Origin of the sequence: Sphingomonas sp. NPDC092440 (assembly GCF_044754985.1) — a bacterium.
Taxonomy (GTDB): Bacteria; Pseudomonadota; Alphaproteobacteria; order Sphingomonadales; family Sphingomonadaceae; genus Sphingomonas.
The window spans coordinates 380158-397956 of sequence record NZ_JBIVQA010000003.1 but is presented as its reverse complement, the minus strand read 5'-3'; the positions used below and the strand labels follow the sequence as shown (position 1 = coordinate 397956).

Sequence of the window (17799 nt, the reverse complement as noted above, 5' to 3'; positions counted from 1 at the left end):
CGGAACGCTTCGGTGGAGCGTTCCGTGACGCTTATGTGTAAAAACGCCCGTCCTCCCCGCTAAGCAGCGCGAGGCCCGAGCATCGAAGATCGAACCATTACGGCGCGTTCGATTGCCGATGCTATTGGGAGGGCATGAAGATGGCGGGAAAGAAAGACCGGCTACTATATTGCGCGACGTCGCTGGCGGCCCTGCTCGCGCCAGGGATCGCCATGGCACAGGAGGCGGCGGACCCGCCCTCCCAGGCCGATATCGTCGTGACCGCCCAGCGGCGCGCGCAGAATGTCGTGGACGTGCCGCTGACGGTCAACGTCCTGTCCGGATCGGAGCTGACCAGGCGCAGCGTCACTTCGCTGCAGGACATCGCCGACAATGTGCCCGGCCTGGACGTCTTCTCGCAGGGGGGCGGGAAGCAGCTGATCCAGATCCGCGGCATCAACAGCCTGAGGGGCACCTCGTCGCTCGTCGGCATCTATCTCGACGAAACGCCGCTCACCGGATCGCAGGACGGCTTCTACCCGGTCTATGCCGATGCCGGCACGCTCGACCTGGCGCGGGTCGAGGTGCTGAAGGGGCCGCAGGGCACCCTGTTCGGCGAAGGGGCGATGAGCGGCGTCATCCGCTACGTCACCAACGACCCGAAGCTCGACCGGATCGGCGGCACCATCGACTATTCGCTGTTCGCCACCGATGGCGGCCGCGCTTCCGCGCAGGTGAAGGCGGCACTCAACCTGCCGCTGTCCGACACGCTCGCGGTGCGCTTCGCCGGCGAATACCAGAACAATGGCGGCTGGCTCGAGAATGTCGGCACCGGGGCCAGGAACGTCAATTCCAGCCAGATCTATGACGGGCGCGTCAAGCTGCTGTGGCAGCCGGACCCGCGGCTGCGCGTCGTCGGCATGGTCGACATCCGGCACAATGACGAGGATTCCCCTTCCTACGCCAATATCCTGCCCTATGAGGAAGGGCTGTATCGCCACGCCATCGATCCGCATGGCCGGACGAGCGGCGTCTCGGAGCTCGATCTCTACAGCCTGCGCGTGGAATATGACCTCGGCTTCGCCGAGCTGATGAGCAACACCGCCCACAGCAGGCGCTACAGCAACAGCAATCTCGACCAGATCTACTATGCCACCAACGATCCGGCCGCGCCGGTCACGCTGGAGATCGCCAATACGCGCTATCTCAACAAACAGTCGATCACGAGCCAGGAGCTGCGCCTGACCTCCAAGGGGGACGGCCCGTTCAAATGGGTGCTGGGCGGCATCTACAAGGACGACGACCTGCTGCGCCATTTCCTGGACGGCGCGGAGCTGCTCTATCCGCCGTCCACCACCGTCACCATCCTCCAGGAGCCGATCCGGACGACCTCCAAGTCCTGGGCGATCTATGGCGATGCTTCCTATTCGCCGTTCCGCCGGCTCGAGATCGGGGGTGGCCTGCGCTATTCGCACGACGACCGCAGCTTCACCGACGGCACCCTGCCGACCGCGTCCGGCACCTTCTCGCGCGTGACCTATCGCGCATTCGTGAAATACGACGTCGCCCGCGACGCGAACCTGTATTTCAACATCGGCAACGGCTTCCGCAGCGGCGGCTTCAACGCCGTGGTCAACCCCGCCTTCCCGCCCCCGCTGAGCTATGCGCCCGAACGCTCGATGGCCTATGAGGCCGGCTTCAAGGCGAGCCTGCTCGACGGGAAGCTGGGCGTGAACGTCGCGGCGTTCCAGCAATATTATCGCGGTCAGGTCTATGACCGCGTGGTGCTGACGCCGGTGTTCCTGCAATATACCGCCAATGGCGGCAACACGCGGATCCGGGGCGTGGAATGGCAGCTGACCACCAGCCCGGTGCGCGCGCTGCGGCTGTCCGCCAGCGGCACGGTGATGGGGTCGGTATTCATCGCCTCCACGCCCGTGGCCGAGGTGGATTTCCCGCCCGGCACCAGCCCGCTCGCGCTGCCGAAATATTCGCTCCAGCTCAGTGCCAACTACGGATTCAACTGGGCGGCCTCGATCCCCGGCTATTTCGACATCGACTTCAACCACAAGGACAAGCTGGTCGGCGGCCAGGGCGTGACCCGCATCGTCACCGGGCCGCAATCCTTCCTGGGCGCCAGCCTGGGCGCGACCGTCGAAGGGCTGGACATCGCGATCTTCGCGCGAAACCTGTTGAACGAGCACGCGCCTTATTATCCCACACTCGGCGGGATCGGTGCGGTGCCGCGGCCGCGCCAGATCGGCATAAGGCTCGGAAAGTCGTTCTAACCAAGCGGAGGGCCGCCGGTGTATCCGATCGACGTCGCCGTCTTTCTCCTGCTGATCGCCGCCGCGGCGCTGTTCGCGGTCGGGCGATGGCGGCCGGCGCTGCCGGCGGCGCTGGCCGCGATGGGCACCGCGCTGGCAGCGCTCGCCCTGCACCATTGGCAGGCGGCCCCGGCCGCGGCGATCGCCGCCGTCGCGGCCGCCTGTCTATGGCGCGGCCCCGCCTTGCGAAGGCGCTGGCAGCGAAACGCGGCGCGCGCAGCGCTCGCCCTGGCCATCCCGGGCGCGGCGATCCCCTATCTTCTGTTCCCGCTCTTCGCGCTGCCCGCGCCCGGCGGCCCCTATGCGATCGGGACGACGCGCATCGACCTGATCGACGCGGGCCGCCGGGGCGTGTTGGAAGACGGCGCGGACGCGCGACGCCGCATGACGGTGCAGCTCTGGTACCCGGCCGCCCCGGGGGACAGGCATCCCCTGGCGCGATATCTTCCGAGCGATACCGTCGCGACCGATGCGGGATCGATCGCGCGCAACGCCCTGCACCGCTCCTTCGAGCTGCAGCATCTCGCCGCTATTCCCACCCATGCCCGGCTGGACGCCGAACCGGCAGGAGACGGCCATCCGCTGTTCGTCTTCAACCATGGCTATACGATGTACCCCGCGCAGAATACGCCGCTGTTCGAGCGGCTGGCGAGCCATGGCTATGTCGTCGCCAGCATCGGCCACCCCTATGATTCCGCGCGGCAGCAATTCGCCGACGGATGGAGCCGCGAGACCACGCCGCTGGTCGTGTCCCCGGCAATGGCCGAAACGCTGGGCGCGCTGGTGCAGGATCAGAGCGTCCAGGGCTGGCGCCGACGCTTTCCGGCCTATGCCGAAGCGGCGGCGAAGGACCGGCTGATGCGGAGCACCGAGGCGTGGCTGGCCGATACCCGCTTCATCCTCGCCACGCTCGCGCGCGGCCGGCCCTCGCCGCTCGCCGCGCGAATCGCAAGGTCGGTGGATTTCTCGCGCCTGGCGTTCGGCGGCATGTCGTTCGGCGGCGGCATCGCGGCGCAGGCCTGTGTGCAGGAACCGCAGTGCCGCGCCGCGATCAGCCTGGACGGCGTGACCTATGATCCCGCGATGTTCGACCGCGCCGCCGGCCGGCCGATGCTGTGGCTGCAATCGGACTGGCCGCGCTATCCGCTCTATCCGAACCAGCCACGCGATCCCCGCACGCACCCGATGGACTTCGCCTTTCGGCACTGGACCGGCCCCGCGGCGCCTGACGATTTCCGTTTCCGGGTCGAGGGCTCGGGCCATCTCGCCTTCACCGACCTGATCCGCATGTTCCGCCACCGGGCGCCGCCGGCGCTCTACGGCACCATTTCCGCCACCGAGATGGACGGCATGATCGGCGACTTCTCGCTCGGCTTCCTGGATCGGTTCGTCGAAGGAAAGGACAGCGGCTTCCCACGGGTCCAGGAAGCGCGGCATGCCTCGGCGATCCGGCATCTGCCCGGGACGGGCACTCCACGCCAAGGGGCGCGCCCAGACAGCCCTTGAAACTACGCCCGTCATCCCCGCCTGCGCGGGGATGACGGTTGAACAAGTATGCGTATCCAGAGGGAGTGCCCGTCCCGCCGCTCAGTTCAGCAGGACGTCGAGAATGCGATCGACGCCATGCCGAATGGGGTCGCTGCAGGGCAGTCCCGTCTGCGTCTCGATATCGCGGATCGCGGCGTCGACCGCGGCAGGCTCCATGCGCGAGGTGTTGACGCTGATCCCCACCACGCGCGCCTCCGGATTGGTCAGCTGCGCGGCGGCGACGTTCATGTCGATGCAGCGCCGCAAATCCGGCACGCCATAGTCGAAGCCGAGCAGATGCGTGCGGACCGGCTCATGGCAGACGACCAGCGCATCCGGCTGGCTGCCATGGATCAGCCCCAGCGTGACGCCGGCATAGGCCGGATGGAACAGCGAGCCCTGGCCTTCGATCACGTCCCAGTGATCCGGCGCGGCATCGGGCGACAGCCATTCGGCCGCGCCGGAAATGAAGTCGGCGATCACCGAATCGATCGCGACGCCCCGGCCGGAGATCATGATGCCGGTCTGTCCGGTCGCGCGGAAATCGGCGTCGATGCCGCGTGCCCGAAGTCCCGCCTCCAGCGCCAGCGCGGTGTATTTCTTGCCGACGGCGCAATCGGTGCCGACGGTCAGCAACCGCTTGCCGGACCGCTTGCGCCCCGAGCCGGGCAGGAAGCCGCGATCGGGCTGGCGCAGATCCAGCACCGCGCGCCCCGTCCGGTCGCGCGCCTCGGCGATCGCGGGAATGTCGTTGAGGCGCTGGTGCATCCCCGCGGCAAGATCGAGCCCCTGCTCGAGCGCGTCGACCATCGTTGCCACCCAATGCTCGGGGATGAAGCCGCCGACATTCACCACGCCGACGATCATGGTCCGCGCGCCGGCGCGAGCGGCCTCGGCGGGCGTCATCTCGGCGATGCCGAGATCGACCGTGCAGCCGGGCAGCCGGTACTGCGCCAGCACAAGCTCGCGCCGCCACTGATTGACCCCCGCCGCCGTCTTGGCCGCGCTGAGCTCCTCCACGTCGCCCAGGAAAAGCAGATATGGTGCCTGCATCGTCATCCCCGTTTCATTGCCAGAAGGCGATGAGGAGTGGCGCAACGCCGGGCGGACCGCTTTGCCATTCCGGGCCCGCCATTAGCCGTCACGGTTCCGGCGGGAGAAATCGCGAACTGGCGCGCCTCGACGGCTAAACCGAAATGCCCGGAATGGGCTCAGATCATCGTCGTCAATCAATGTGGGACGGACGACGCAGCCGATGCAGGATATCGTGGGACAGACACCCTTGGCGCCACGCACGGCCATGGCATGGGAGATCGGCCGGCTCGACGCGCACGACCAAGCCGCGCTCGTCCGCCGGGGCGACGTGTCGGCGCGCGAATTGTGCGAGAGCGCGATCGCGCGGATCGAGGCGCTCGACAAGGCACTGAACGTCATCACGCATCGCGACTATGATGCCGCGCTCGTCCGCGCGGATCGCGCCGCCGGGCCGATGGCGGGCGTGCCCTGGCTGCTCAAGGACGGCCTCGACTATCGCGGCATGCCGAACCGCAGCGCCAGCCGCCTGCACCGCGACGCCGCGCCGGGCGATATCGACTTCCCCTTCACCCGGGCCCTGGACGATGGCGGCCTGGTCGCGCTCGGCAAGACCAACGCACCGGAATTCGGCCTGCTGCCGACCACCGAGCCACTGCTCTACGGGGCGGCGCGCAACCCATGGGCGACCGAGCGCTCGCCCGGCGGATCGAGCGGCGGCGCGGCCATCGCGGTCGCCACCGGCATGGTGCCGCTGGCCCATGCGGCGGATGGCGGCGGATCGATCCGCATCCCGGCCTCGTGCTGCGGGCTGATCGGGTTGAAGCCCGGGCGGGGCGCGACCCGGCGTGCCCGCGCGCCGCACCTGATGGAGGATCTGCTTGCCTGCGACATGCTGCTGGCGCGTAGCGTGCGCGATGTGGAATGGGCGATGGGCATGGTCGCCGCGAACGCGCTCACCCCTGTGCCTCGTCGCGACAAGGGGCTGCGGATCGCCGTGGTCACCACCAACCTCAATGGCGACCAGCCCCATCCGGACGTGCTCGCCAGCACCCTGCGCAGCGCCAGGCTGTGCGAGGAACTGGGCCATCATGTGTTCGAGGCGCCGCCGCCCTATGACGGTCCGGCGGTGATGGTGGCGTTCAAGGCGATCTGGGCCTATCTGGCGCGCGACGTGCTGCAATCGGCCCGCGCGCGTTTCGGCGCCGCCGCCGATACCGCCGTCGAGCCCTGGACGCTGGGGCTGGGCGAATGGGCGGCCGGTGCCGCGATCGACGATGTCGACCATCTGTTCCGCGCGATCGAGGGCGCCCGCCGCGCGCTGGACTCCGCGTTCGGCGATGCCGATGTCATCCTGTCGCCGGTGCTCGGCCTTCCCGCGCTGCGCATCGGAGAACTGGCCCCCGATGCGGATTTCGATCACATCATGCAGCTGATGTTCGATTATGTGTCCTACACGCCCCTGCACAACCTGACCGGTCATCCGGCCATGTCGCTGCCGATCCAGCCGGGGCCGGACGGCGTGCCGATCGGCACGATGTTCGCGGCCCGGCGCGGGGGCGAGCCGCTGCTGCTCGAGCTCGCCCGCCAGCTCGAGCGCGCGGCGCCGTGGAAGGATCGCTGGCCCGGTTGCGTTCCCGGCGCGAACATGGGCTGACTTGTCATGACCGATCCGCCGCCGCCCGAAATCCTCTCCCGCAGCCTGCACGACATGCTGGCGCAGCTGCACGACCCGGCCGCCGCGGAGGGGCTCTCGACGCGCAAGACGGACGGCTGGAGCCATCCGACGCCCGGCGGCCTCGGTTTCCGCTACGAATATGACAGCAATGTCGCCAAGGGCGGCTGGGAATTCTACGAGCTGCACAACGGCGTCTGCGTCGCCCTGGTCAACATGGTGGCACGCCGCCAGCTCGCCCGCAGCCACCGATGCGACGATTATCTCGCCTTGTCGGCGGTGCTGAACGGCAATGTCCGGCTGACCGATGCCGCGGGCACGGACGGCGAACTCGCCGACGGCTATTGCACCATCTACGGCACCGGCGGCGGGCGCAGCTTCGACACCGTTTACGAGGCGGGCGACCATCTGCGCTGGGTTACCCTGTATTTCGAGCGCGGGCGCTTCTTCGAGCTGACCGGGCTGACCGAGAGCGACATCCCGGCCGACCTTGCCCGTTATGTCCACGACGGCGGCGACTATCCGGTCCGCAACGTGCCGCTGTCGGAGCTTGCCTCGCTCACCGCGCACCAGCTCATCTCGCCGCCATTCGCCCGCGCCTTTCGCGGCGCGTTCATGTCCGCCAAGGCGCTGGAGCTGGCCTGCCACATCCTGTTCGGCCTGTCCCAGCCGGACAGCGAGCAGTTCGGCGGCCGGTTCGAAGCGGAGGACCATCGCCGGCTCAAGCGCGCGATGCAGATCATCCGCGACAATATCGACCAGCAGATCAGCATCCACGAGATCGCCGAGATGGTGGGGATGACGCGCCACCGCCTGCAGATCGGCTTTCGCATGATCTATGGCGAGACGGTGGGCCGCATCCGCGACAAGCTGCGCATGGAGCTGGCGCTCGATCTCATCCGCGATTCGAAGATGTCGATGATGGAGATCGCGCTGGAGACCGGATATGAACATGCGGCGAGCTTCACGCGCGCCTTCAAGGCGGCATTCGGGGTCTCGCCGATCCAGATGCGCAAGGTGGCGAATGACGAGCTGCGCGTGCGGCACCTCGCCTCCAGCCTGAAGCGCGGCGCCAGGCCGGCGAGCGATGGGGAAAGCAATGAGGGCTGAGGGGCGCGGGACCATGATCCCGCGAGGCGCGATCGTGCTGCTGCTGAGCGCGATCTACGCGGTCAATTACATCGACCGGCAGATCCTCGCGATCATCCTAGAGCATATCAAGCACGAGTTCCAGGTGTCCGACACGCTGCTCGGGTTGCTGGTCGGGCCCGCCTTCGCCCTGTTCTATGCGACGCTGGGCATGCCGATCGCGCTGGCCGCCGACCGGATGAGCCGCTCGCGGATCATCATCGCCTCGCTCGCCTGCTTCAGCGCGATGACGCTGGCGTGCGGGCTGGTCGCGCGCTTCTGGCAGCTCGTCGTCGCGCGGATGCTGACGGGCGTCGGCGAAGCCGGCACCGGGCCGGCCTCGCAATCCATCATCTCCGATCTCTACGGCCCGTCCGAACGGGCGACGGCGCAGGCGATCTATGCCACCGGGGTCAATGTCGGGCTGATGATCGCCTTCTTCGCCGGCGGCTGGATCGCCGACGCCTATGGGTGGCGCGCGGCCTTCATCGCCGCCGGCCTGCCCGGTCTGCTGCTGACTCTGCTGGCAATGGCGATCCTGCGCGACCCGCCCCGGCCCGCGCCCGTGCAATCGCCCTCACCCGCCACCGTGCGGCTCGACTTCCTGTGGCGGCAGCGCTCCTATCGCTACATCGTGCTGGGAACCGCGATGAGCGCCTTTTCCGGCTATGGCATCACTGCCTTCGTGCCCGCCTTCCTGATCCGCTCGCACGGCATGGGATCGACCGAGGTGGGCCTGATCTTCGCGTTGATCGTCGGCCTGGGCGGCGGGCTGGGCACCTATGCCTCTGGCCGCTTCGCCGACATCGCCGCGCGGCGCGGCGGCATCCATCGCAACCTGCTGGCGCCGGCCATCGCCGCCCTGATCTCGATACCCTTCTGGGTGCCGTTCTTCCTGGCCGGCAATGTCGCGGTCGCGATCGCGGCGGCGGTCATTCCCGTCTCGCTCAGCGCCGCGTTCATCGGCCCGTGCATCGCGACGATCCAGACAATCACGCCGCCGCCGATGCGCGCGCGCGCCGCCGCGATCCAGCTGTTCGTCGGCAACCTGATCGGCCTCGGCCTCGGCCCGCTGGTGATCGGCGTGCTGAGCGACCTGCTGCGGCCGGTGTTCGGCGCGGATTCGCTGCGATACGCGATGTTCGCCGGCGTCGCCGCCGCGGTTGCCTCGATCCCCTTCTACCTGGTCGCCGCGCGCCATGTGCCGGAGGATCTGGAACGGCTGGGCCGGCGCGACTAGCTTCCGCGCTTCAGCAGCCGTCCGGCACAGGTGCCGGTAACGCCCTTCGCCTCGCCATAGGCGAGCCGCCCATTGACCCATGTCGCGACGACCCCCGCCGACAATCGGGTCGGCGCGGCGAAATCGGCACGGTCGATGATGCGCGCGGAGTCGAACAGCGTGAGATCGGCATGGGCGCCCGCCGCCACGATCCCGCGCCCGGATATTCCAAATGTCTCCGCGGTCAGCCCGGTCATCTTGTGGATCGCGGTCTCGAGCGGGAACAGTCCCATGTCGCGGGCATAGTGACCCAGCACGCGCGGGAAGGTGCCCCACAGGCGCGGATGGGGCCGCTCGTCGTGCGGCAGGCCGTCGCTGCCGATCATCGTCAGCCGGTGCGCCATGATGCGGCGCACCTCGCCCTCGTCCATCGAGAAATAGACCGCTCCCGCCGGCACCAGCCGCGATGCCGCCTCGCCCAGCGAGACCTGCCATTCGGCGGCGATCGCCGCGAGCGACTGCCCGGCGCGATCCGGGTGCGGCACGGACCAGCTCACCACCGTCTCGATATCGGGGCGCACCCATTCGGGGCGCAGCACGGTGCTGGAGGCGCAATAAGGATAGACGTCCAGCCCGATGGGATGATGCGCCGCGCAGGCATCGATCATCGCCAGCGTCGCGTGCGACTTGCCGAAATTCTCCGGCGCGGTGCATTTGTGGTGGCTGACGACGATCGGCAGGCCGCCCGACACGCCGATCTCGATCGCCTCCGCGACCGCCGCCTCCACGGCGTTCCCCTCGTCGCGCAGATGCGTGACATAGAGCCCGCCCCGCCCCGCCGCGCACCGGGCGAGCGCGACCAGCTCGGCCATCTCCGCGCCGCCGCCGGGCGCGTACCACAGGCCGGTCGACAGCCCCGCCCCGCCCTGGTCGAGCGCCTCGCCCAGCCGCGCCTCCATCCGCGCTATCTCCGCCGGAGTCGCCGCGCGCCCGGTATCGCCGCCCATCGCCTCGATCCGGATCGGCATGTGGCCGACCAGCGCCAGCGCGTTCACGGCCGGCGGGGATTCCGCCAGCTGCCCGGCATAGGCGGCGAAACTGGGAAAGCGCCACCAGCATGCCTCTCCCAGCAAGTCGAGCGGCGCGGGCGGGCGACTGTCGAACGCGACCGGGGACAGGCTGATCCCGCAATTGCCGACGATCACCGTGGTGACCCCCTGCGACAGCTTGCACAGCATCGCCTCCGCCCCGCCCAGGATCAGCCGGTCGTCATGCGTGTGCGCATCGATGAAGCCCGGCGCGAGCACCAGCCCCGTCGCGTCGATCTCCTCCCGCGCCGCGCCGACGCTCCCGCCGACCGCGGCGATCCGGTCCCCTTCCACCGCAACGTCCGCGACGATGCCCGGGGCACCGGTGCCGTCGATCACCAGCGCGCCGCGAATGGCAAGGTCGATCACGATTCCGCTCCCAGCCGATCGGCGTTCACGCCCTCCACCCAGCGGATCAGCGCGTCTTCCTCCAGATGGGCGAGCGTCTCGCGCACCACTGCCGGCGGCTCGTCCTGGGCGAGCTTGAACCGAGCATCGACCTTCACGACCTTCGCCGTGAACCCGATCACCCGGTCACGCAGCGCGGCATAGCGATGGGCGATCTCCGTCACCCGCCAGCGCTCCGGGCGGCCCTGCTCCATCTGATGGACCAGCAGGTTGAGCGCGCGGTCGGTCAGGTCCTCGCGCAGCGTGACATCGGCGGTGAGCGTCGCGTTGACATAGATCCAGGTCGGCGCCGAATCCCGGTCGGCATACCAGCTCGGCGAGACATAGGCATTCGGCCCCTGGAACAGGATCGCCGCGCGCGGCCGCTCGCCCAGCCGCGCCACCAGCGGGTTCGTGCGCGCCATATGGCCGAGCAGCAGCATCTCACCCTCCTCGGGCGGCAGCACCAGCAGCGGCAACTGGCTGCTCAGCACCTCGCCCGCCGGATCGACGCTCACCAGCCAGGCCAGCGGAGCGGTGCGCAGCAGCGTGGCGATATCCTCCGGCGAACGGGGCGCGAAAGGCGAATGCACTCGATGTCTCTCCGGATACCAGGCCGGCAAGACAGCCACATCGCGCCGGACGCCGCTTTGCAATCCGACCCGCGAATTCGCGAAACCGCGCGCCGGACTGCAAAGCCGGCCCGCCCCGCGCCTCTATGCCGACGGCATGGAGGAACCGCGATGAAGATCGAAGCGCGAACCGAGCAATGGGAGATGGCGGAGCCGTTCCGCATTTCCGGCGAGACATTCACCCATGCCGAAATCGCCCTGGTCACGATCGAGGATCGCGGCGTCATCGGGCGCGGCGAGGCGTGCGGCGTCTATTATCGGGGCGACACCTCGGCGCGGATCGTCGAGCAGGTGACGCGGCTCGCGCCCATCCTCGCGGACGGCATCGACCGCGCCGAGCTTCAGCGCCTGCTGCCGGCCGGAGGCGCGCGCAACGCGCTCGACGCCGCGCTGTGGGAAGTCGAGGCCGGCCGTGCCGGAAAGCCGGTATGGCAGCTCGCCGGCCTCTCCGCGACGCGACCGCTGCCCACCGTCTTCACCATCGGCATCGCTTCCCCGGGGGAAATGGCACGGAAGGCGGCAGGCATGGCGCATGCCCGCCAGATCAAGCTGAAGCTCGAAGGCGATGGCGAGGATGGAGAGCGGGTCCGCGCCGTCCGCGCCGCCCGCCCCGATGTCGCGATCGCCGTGGACGGCAACCGGGGCTTCGATCCGGATGCGCTCGACGCGCTCATGCCGGCATTGCGTTCCGCCGGCGTGACGCTGATCGAGCAGCCTTTCGCGATCGGGCGGGACGCGGACCTGCGCCATGTCGACCGCGCGATCCCGATCGCGGCGGACGAGAGCGTCCAGGACAGCGACGATCTCGAGGGGCTGATCGGGCTGGTCGACCTCGTCAACATCAAGCTCGACAAGTGCGGGGGCCTGACCCACGCGCTCGCGATGGCACAGGCGGCGCGCCGGATGGGCTTCGGCGTCATGGTCGGCAACATGACCGGCACCAGCTGGTCGCAGGCGCCCGCCTTCGTCCTCGGCCAGCGCTGCGATCTTTGCGATCTGGATGGCCCCACGTTCCTCGCCCGGGATCGCGCCCCGGGCGTCCGCTATGCGGACGGCCTGATCCATTGCCCGGACGATATCTGGGGCGACGGACGCGGGCGCGCGCCACGATAGCGGCCACGGGACATGCGCCTGTACCGGCGCGCCGACCAAGGATAGAGCCGGCACCTGGCCCCGCGCCGCACATCGCCCCAACTTACGGAAACGGACATGGATTTCTCCCAGCTCCAGCGCACCAGCAAGATCGTCGACGAATGGCGCTATCCGGCGGCGGAAGCCCGGAGGAGCGGGCTGCTGCAGGTCGACCATGACCCCGATCATCGTCTCTATTGGGAGGAATATGGCAACCCCGCCGGCGAGCCGGTCATCGTGCTCCATGGCGGCCCGGGCGGCGCATGCGCGCCGGTCATGGCACGCTATTTCGATCCCGAACGCTACCGGATCGTCCTTTTCGACCAGCGCGGCTGCGGCAAGAGCGAGCCGACCGTCGCGGCCGCCGGCCCGGCGATCGCGCTCGCCCACAACACCACCCCGCATCTGATCGAGGACATCAACCGCCTGCGCGCCGCGCTCGGCATCGACGGCAGGATGCATGTGTTCGGCGGCAGCTGGGGCAGCACGCTGGCAATGGCCTACGCGATCGCGCACCCGCGGCACTGCGCCAACCTGATCCTGCGCGGCATCTTCCTGGGTGCGGCGGAGGATCTCGATTTCATGTACCAGGGCAACGCCGCGACGTTCGAGGGTGCCCCCTTCGCCCTCACTGCGCCGGGCGCCTATATGAGCTATCCCGAAGCCTGGCGCCGCTTCCTCGCCCCGATCGCGCCCGCCGAACGCGGCGACGTGATGAAAGCCTATAAGGCGATCTTCGACAGCGTACCGTCGACCCAGGAGGAGCGCGCGCGGCAGCTGGCGGCGGCGCTGGCATGGTCGGTATGGGAAGGCACCATCTCCAATGCGATCCCCGACGTCGACGACAGCGGGAAGTTCGGGGAAGACATGTTCGCCCTGTCCTTCGCGCAGATCGAAGCGCATTTCTTCGCCAACCGGCTGTTCCTGGAGCCGGATCACCTCATCCGCAACGCCGCGACGCTGGCGAGCATCCCGGTGCATATCGTCCATGGCAGGTTCGATCTCGTCTGCCCGCTGACCCAGGCCTCGCGACTCGCCGCGGCGCTCGGGGAAGCCGGCACCGATCCCGCGACCTTCGTGGTGACGAATGCGGGACACAGCGCGATGGAACGGGAGAACGCGCTCGCGCTGACAGCGATCATGGACGGCCTGCCTCCGCTCGGCTGACCTTCCGCCGGATCGGAATCGATCAGCGGCGATCGGCGAACATCCCGTCGCGGATCTCTGTAAGCTTCTGTAACCTGCTGTAAGGAAAAACATTTCCTTGGCAGCACGCTTTCCGCACGGCCGATCCCCTACGGCAAATCCCCCACGAGCTAGCATGTTGGAGCATCATACGGCGGGAGGCATCGGGCGGGCTCCGCCGGATAGCTGTAAGCCTGTCCCCATGTCCTAATCCGGGCACCAGCAGTCGCTGGCACGGTAGGAGATGTATGATGAAGATTATTGCAATCGGCGCAGCAGCCCTGGCGGTACTCACGGCCGCTCCGGCCCTCGCCCAATCGTCGGGCTCCGGCAATATCGGCGGAGGCATCGGCGTGGGTGTCGGCGGCTTCACGAATGGCGGCATCAGCACCGACTCGCTGAGCAGCAACAGCACCAGCGGGATCAGCGGAAGCATCAACAACGAGCTGTCGGCGTCGTCCGGCAGTGGCTTCGGCGGTACGATGAACATCAACAGCCTGCCCGGCGGCACCAGCTATGCTGTGGTCGGCGGAGTCGGCGACGCCGGCACCTCGATCACCTCCAGCGTGAGCCCCTCGGGCGTCGGATCGATCACCAGCAACAGCTACAATGGCGGTGTCTATGGTGGCCTGACCCACGGGAACGCCGCGTTGAGCATGCAGGTGATGAACTTCGGCGAGAGCGCCGGCGACTACAAGTTCACCGCCAACTTCAATGCGTCCAACACCACCAATGTGAACGCAGCGAGCATCGACTGGAACGCCGCGGGAGCGGTGGGACTGGTCGGGTTCGGGTTCGGCTCGCTCGGCTGGACCGTCGAATAGGAGGCTTACAGGCGGGGCGGCAGGTGCCGTCCCGCCTCCCTTTCCGTTCAGGAGTTCGATCATGAAGCACCTAGTAGTCGCGGCAACCCTCGTCCTGATGGTCAGTGCCACAGCCGCCAACGCCCAGCAGACGGCGACGGATAACGCCTCGTCCAATAGTGCGGTGAACGTCGAGGCGATCACCGGCCCGGTCAGCGAGACTCCGGCCCACGAGACCGTCACCTATAGCGGGCATGAGTGGACCACCCCGAGCGTCCAGGGCAGCTATTTCGCCGGCGCCAATCCCTGCCTGATCGGCACGGGCGGCGGCATTGCCGGCGGGCCGATCGGGATCAACCTCAATTTCGGCCGCAGCGACGAAGGCTGCACGCGCAGGTCCGATGCCGCAGCATGGCATGCGATGGGCTTCGACAATGTCGCGGTTGCCCGGATGTGCCAGGATCGCAAGAGCGCCGATGCCTTCTTCGCGGCCACGGGCACCACCTGCCCCGGCGCCGATCCCGGCCGCTATCGTGCCGCCGATGGCAGCAAGGCGCCGATGGCCATGCTCGTCGCGAACAGCCGCGCGATCCCCGGAAACCCCAATGCCGGGCCGGTGGACCTGAGCAATCCGGCGGTACAGGCCGCCATCCACGAGGAAGCCGCGCGCCTGGCACGCACGAACGCCTTCGCGCCGCAAGCGCCCAAGGGCATGCTTCCGCCGCCGCCGCCGCCGCTGCCCCAGCAATAGGGGCGGCAACGGGCCTTGTCTCAACCGGCGATGATGAAGGGAATGTCGAGATGACCTTGGAGACCGAACCGGAACGCCAGCTGGATCATATGGGCGCGGTTTCGGGCACGAAGCTTCAGGCGAATATTCTCGACGTGACGATCCACGGTCTTCGGACTGATCTCGAGCCGTCTGGCGATTTCCTTCGCACAGAAACCGCCGGCGGCGAGATCGAGTACCTGCAGTTCGCGTGGAGTGAGGTGGTCATAGGAATGCGCTCGTTCTTCCATGGTGCATTCTCCGATACTGGCCTCGCGCATGGCGCTTCCCTGAAATCCAAGCCATGCCGAAACTCGGCCCAACCCTCGTGGCCAACGCTGCTTACGCCAACCTTACGGGCAGATGTCGGCCAACTGGGCGCTGTCTCAAATCCGCACAGGCCCCGCGCGGCGTTTATCGGGGCCATGGTCGGGGAATGGCGGATTTCCGCGTCATCCTGCCTTGCCGGGTACCCATGTGCCTAGGGAGTTTTCCGGAGGCCGGCGGCTGCCCCGTCACCGTGCGAAGCCGCTTGTCCACGCGATGCAAGGCTACGATAGTCGTCGCCATGAGGTACGCGCCATCCTGTCCAGCAATGGGACAGAGGAAAGCCGTGGCGAAGGCGATGATCCGGCACGGCCACGCGGATACCGATCCGGCGCTTCCGACCGACCATGCGCTTGCCGATACCTTCACCGAGGATCCTGACGGCATTCTTGCCCCCGACACGTTCGGAGACGGATCCTGACCATAGGCGGCCCCTGGCCGCGACGGAGCGAGTTAGATGCGCTTGCTGATCGTAGAGGATGATGCGGAACTGGCCCATGCGATGGTTTCGGCATTTGCGAAGCGCGACGTGCGCTGCGATCTGGCCAGAACCGCGGGCGATGCCGAGCTTCTGATCCAGACCGTCAACTATGCGGCGATCATCCTCGATCTCGGCCTCCCGGACGAGAACGGCCTCGCCTTGTTGCGGCGCCTGCGCGGGTATAAACGCATGGAACCAATTCTCGTGCTGACGGCGCGTGGCGAGGGTGAGATGCGTGTCCAGGGACTGGATAGCGGTGCCGACGACTATATCGTCAAACCATTCCTCTTTCCCGAGCTGCACGCCCGGATCTGCGCGGTGCTTCGCCGGCAGGGCGGCTATGTCGAGCATCTCCTCGCCGTGGGGGACCTGTCCCTGGATACCCGGACGCGCGAAGTGCGGGTGGGCGGCGAACCGGCCGACTTTTCGGAGCGCGAGGCCGAACTGCTGGAGCTGCTGATGCGGCGCTCGGGCCATGTCCTTTCCAAGCGGGTCATCGAGGACCAGCTGTTCGGCTCGGGGGACATGCTCGGCTCGAACGCAGTGGAAGTATATATCCACCGGATTCGACGAAAACTGGACGGCTTCGCGGCGCAGGTCAGGCTCAAGACCGTACGCGGAATCGGCTATATATTGATGAACTCGTGAGGGTTCGCGCGCCGAGATCGATGTTCTGGCAGCTGCTACTGGCCCAGGCGATTCTCGTCCTGTCCCTGGCGGTGTTCCTTCCGGTGCTGCTCGGATATCTTCTGAACACGACGGCGGATCAGTTCATTTCGGAGCGGCTGAAGCGCGAGGCACAGGCCATCGCGACGGGCAGGCCCACATGGTGGCAGCAGGCGCGGGGCCCCAGCTTCCAGGGCAGCCTGCGCATCACCGATGCCGGCGCTCTCGACGTCGAGGCCACCTCGGGCCAGCTGCCCGTCCCCCTTGCCAAGCTCGAACACGGGGACGGCCCGATATTCTTCAAATATGGCCGCTACGACGTGCTCACGCTCCCGGTCTCGCGGGCGGGGCGTCCGGAATGGATCGTCGTCGCCCAGAATCGCACCTATCCGAACCATATCGTCGATAATGTAGTCACATCGTTCCTCGAGCGTTTCATCTGGGTCGTTCCGGCCTCGCTGCTGGCCTCGCTGCTCATCGGGCTGCTGATCCTCGGCCGGGTGACGGGCCGGTTCCGGCGCACGGCGCGCCAGGCCGATGCGATCGGCCTCGATCATATCGGCCATCGCCTGGAGCCGGCGAGCGTGCCGCTGGAGGCCGTTCCCCTTGTCCACGCGACCAATCGTGCCCTTGACCGCCTGGAGGCCGGCTATCGCTTCCAGGGCGAGTTCATCGGTAATGTCGCGCATGAACTGCGCACGCCGCTGGCGCTGATCTCGCTACGCCTGGAGGCGCTCGATCCCTCTCCCGAACGCGACGCCGTGCAGCTGGGAGTCGAGCGGGCCAATCGCGTGATCCAGCAGCTGATGGATCTGGCGATCGTGGATCGCCATCACCGCAAGGTCGAGAGCTTCGACCCCGTGGCGCTCGCCGGCGAGGTGGTCAGCGTGATGGCGCCGCTCGCGCTGCACCGGGATCACGACATCGACTTCACGGCGCCCGCGGGCGAACATGCCTGGGTCGAAGGGATAATCGGCCTGGTGCAGATCGCGTTGACGAACCTGATCGACAACGCCGTCCGCCACACGCCGGCAGGCTGCACCGTTTCCGTTCGGGTCGATCCGGACGGCAGCATGGTCGTGGCGGATGACGGCCCCGGCTTTGCCGTCGAGACCCTGGCCAACCAGACCAAGCGCTACCGGAGAGAGGGAACCAATCGAACCGACAGCGCCGGCCTGGGGCTGTCCATCGTCGAGCGGATCATGGCGGTCTGCGGCGGTTCGCTCGAGATCGACAATATCGCGCCGAACGGAACCCGGTGCGTCGTCAGGCTCCGGGCGTCGCCCCCTCCCCCCGGCATGGTCGCTTCCGAAACGCCCGCAAGGCCGCGCGGGAAGAAGGCACGGAGACCGCCGCAGTGACGGACCCTTCCGCGACGAAGACGGGTGCCACCGGAACCGGATGATCGCGCGCCCTGCGGATTCGAGCGCAAGGACCGGAATT

The 17799-nt window shown here is 67.9% G+C and carries 16 protein-coding genes; 12 read left to right on the top strand and 4 right to left on the bottom strand.

Annotation, left to right across the window (positions count from 1 at the left end; translation table 11 throughout):
• The first annotated feature begins 140 nt into the window (after nucleotides 1-140).
• The gene (locus ACIQCS_RS07250; protein ID WP_345851394.1) at nucleotides 141-2267 is read left to right on the top strand and encodes a TonB-dependent receptor domain-containing protein; all 2127 of its coding nucleotides are present in this window, start codon (nucleotides 141-143) and stop codon (nucleotides 2265-2267) included.
• A gap of 18 nt (nucleotides 2268-2285) precedes the next feature.
• Nucleotides 2286-3812, top strand: coding sequence for a hypothetical protein (locus ACIQCS_RS07245; RefSeq protein WP_345851392.1), 1527 nt, complete (start codon nucleotides 2286-2288; stop codon nucleotides 3810-3812).
• 81 nt (nucleotides 3813-3893) lie between these two features.
• Here ACIQCS_RS07245 and dgcN read toward each other — a convergent pair whose 3' ends face one another.
• The gene (gene dgcN / locus ACIQCS_RS07240; protein ID WP_345851391.1) at nucleotides 3894-4886 is read right to left on the bottom strand and encodes an N-acetyltransferase DgcN; all 993 of its coding nucleotides are present in this window, start codon (nucleotides 4884-4886) and stop codon (nucleotides 3894-3896) included.
• A gap of 229 nt (nucleotides 4887-5115) precedes the next feature.
• On the opposite strand from dgcN, the gene ACIQCS_RS07235 reads away from it, so the two are divergent.
• From ACIQCS_RS07235 to ACIQCS_RS07225, 3 genes are read left to right on the top strand one after another with little or no spacing between them, the layout of a single operon-like run.
• A complete protein-coding gene (locus ACIQCS_RS07235) occupies nucleotides 5116-6522 on the top strand; it encodes an amidase (RefSeq protein ID WP_401530441.1) in 1407 nt (468 codons plus the stop codon).
• A gap of 6 nt (nucleotides 6523-6528) precedes the next feature.
• Nucleotides 6529-7650: an AraC family transcriptional regulator gene (locus ACIQCS_RS07230; RefSeq protein ID WP_345851389.1), complete on the top strand. Its 1122-nt coding sequence runs from the start codon at nucleotides 6529-6531 to the stop codon at nucleotides 7648-7650.
• Between the two features lie 13 nt (nucleotides 7651-7663).
• On the top strand, nucleotides 7664-8908 hold the full coding sequence (locus ACIQCS_RS07225) for an MFS transporter (RefSeq protein WP_345851387.1): 1245 nt from the start codon (nucleotides 7664-7666) through the stop codon (nucleotides 8906-8908).
• Here ACIQCS_RS07225 and ACIQCS_RS07220 read toward each other — a convergent pair.
• Both ACIQCS_RS07220 and ACIQCS_RS07215 read right to left on the bottom strand, forming a co-directional pair.
• On the bottom strand, nucleotides 8905-10344 hold the full coding sequence (locus ACIQCS_RS07220; RefSeq protein WP_345851386.1) for a D-aminoacylase: 1440 nt from the start codon (nucleotides 10342-10344) through the stop codon (nucleotides 8905-8907). The two genes, ACIQCS_RS07225 and ACIQCS_RS07220, sit on opposite strands and share 4 nt — an antisense overlap.
• Nucleotides 10341-10955: an FMN-binding negative transcriptional regulator gene (locus tag ACIQCS_RS07215; protein ID WP_345851384.1), complete on the bottom strand. Its 615-nt coding sequence runs from the start codon at nucleotides 10953-10955 to the stop codon at nucleotides 10341-10343. Before ACIQCS_RS07215 ends, ACIQCS_RS07220 begins: the two co-directional genes overlap by 4 nt.
• Nucleotides 10956-11105: 150 nt before the next feature.
• Here ACIQCS_RS07215 and ACIQCS_RS07210 point away from each other — a divergent pair, with 150 nt between their 5' ends.
• The 4 genes from ACIQCS_RS07210 to ACIQCS_RS07195 all read left to right on the top strand — a co-directional run bounded on the left by ACIQCS_RS07210 (nucleotide 11106) and on the right by ACIQCS_RS07195 (nucleotide 14864).
• Nucleotides 11106-12107 carry a dipeptide epimerase gene (locus tag ACIQCS_RS07210; RefSeq protein ID WP_345851383.1) on the top strand — a complete coding sequence of 334 codons (1002 nt, stop codon included), beginning with the start codon at nucleotides 11106-11108 and terminating at the stop codon, nucleotides 12105-12107.
• Between the two features lie 96 nt (nucleotides 12108-12203).
• Nucleotides 12204-13292 carry a prolyl aminopeptidase gene (gene pip, locus ACIQCS_RS07205; protein ID WP_345851381.1) on the top strand — a complete coding sequence of 363 codons (1089 nt, stop codon included), beginning with the start codon at nucleotides 12204-12206 and terminating at the stop codon, nucleotides 13290-13292.
• Between the two features lie 269 nt (nucleotides 13293-13561).
• The gene (locus ACIQCS_RS07200) at nucleotides 13562-14134 is read left to right on the top strand and encodes a hypothetical protein (protein WP_345851379.1); all 573 of its coding nucleotides are present in this window, start codon (nucleotides 13562-13564) and stop codon (nucleotides 14132-14134) included.
• A 61-nt stretch (nucleotides 14135-14195) separates the two neighbouring features.
• Entirely contained in the window at nucleotides 14196-14864 is a 669-nt protein-coding gene (locus tag ACIQCS_RS07195) for a hypothetical protein (protein ID WP_345851377.1), read from the top strand.
• Between the two features lie 20 nt (nucleotides 14865-14884).
• On the opposite strand, the gene ACIQCS_RS07190 is transcribed toward ACIQCS_RS07195, so the two are convergent.
• Complete coding sequence (locus ACIQCS_RS07190; protein ID WP_243857122.1) at nucleotides 14885-15163, bottom strand: helix-turn-helix transcriptional regulator; 279 nt, start codon at nucleotides 15161-15163, stop codon at nucleotides 14885-14887.
• A gap of 332 nt (nucleotides 15164-15495) precedes the next feature.
• Between ACIQCS_RS07190 and ACIQCS_RS07185 the strand changes: the two genes are divergently transcribed.
• From ACIQCS_RS07185 to ACIQCS_RS07175, 3 genes are read left to right on the top strand one after another with little or no spacing between them, the layout of a single operon-like run.
• On the top strand, nucleotides 15496-15630 hold the full coding sequence (locus ACIQCS_RS07185) for a hypothetical protein (protein WP_401530435.1): 135 nt from the start codon (nucleotides 15496-15498) through the stop codon (nucleotides 15628-15630).
• A 36-nt stretch (nucleotides 15631-15666) separates the two neighbouring features.
• Complete coding sequence (locus ACIQCS_RS07180; RefSeq protein WP_345851374.1) at nucleotides 15667-16338, top strand: response regulator; 672 nt, start codon at nucleotides 15667-15669, stop codon at nucleotides 16336-16338.
• A gap of 20 nt (nucleotides 16339-16358) precedes the next feature.
• The gene (locus tag ACIQCS_RS07175; protein ID WP_345851373.1) at nucleotides 16359-17717 is read left to right on the top strand and encodes a HAMP domain-containing sensor histidine kinase; all 1359 of its coding nucleotides are present in this window, start codon (nucleotides 16359-16361) and stop codon (nucleotides 17715-17717) included.
• Nucleotides 17718-17799: the final 82 nt, after the last annotated feature.